This is a genomic window from Achromobacter xylosoxidans (assembly GCF_002192695.1).
Classification (GTDB): Bacteria; Pseudomonadota; Gammaproteobacteria; order Burkholderiales; family Burkholderiaceae_B; genus Achromobacter; species Achromobacter xylosoxidans_C.
Genome location: NZ_MTLG01000066.1, coordinates 1 through 547 on the forward strand (window position 1 = coordinate 1; position 547 = coordinate 547).

Genomic DNA, 547 nt, shown 5'->3' on the forward strand with positions numbered 1-547 from the left:
TGCGCGAAGCGCTGGCGCTGCTGGTGTCGGACGCGCTGGTCATTGCGCAAGGGCAGCGCGGCTTTCACGTCACGCCGATTTCGCTGGAAGACTTCCGCGACATCACCGAGAACCGCGTGTTGCTCGAAACCCAGGCCCTGCGCCAGTCCATTGCGCTAGGCGACGACGACTGGGAAAGCGCGGTGCTGGCCGCCTTCCACCGCCTGAGCAAGGCCGAACAGCGTCTGGCCGCCGACCCCGACACCCGCTTTGAAGAATGGGAGCAGCGCAACCGCGAGTTCCACCGCGAACTAATCCGTGCCTGTCCTTCGCGCTGGCTGCATCACTTCCTGGGCATCCTGTACCAGCAGGCCGAGCGCTACCGCCGCCTGACGGTCACGCGCAAGCCCATCGCCCGCGACCTGGACGATGAGCACAAGGGCATCCTGGACGCCACGCTGGCGCGCGATGCGGACCGCGCCTGTGAATTGCTGGCCGCCCACATCCGGCTGACCTACGACGCCGTGGCGCGCCTGCCGCCGGACCTGTTCACGCCCGATTGAAAGCC

At 67.3% G+C, this 547-nt stretch carries 1 protein-coding gene; it reads left to right on the plus strand.

From position 1 onward, the window contains the following. The coding region (locus BRO63_RS11530; RefSeq protein WP_088139935.1) for a GntR family transcriptional regulator at nucleotides 1-542 on the plus strand (542 nt) is incomplete at its 5' end. Nucleotides 543-547 lie beyond the last annotated feature (5 nt).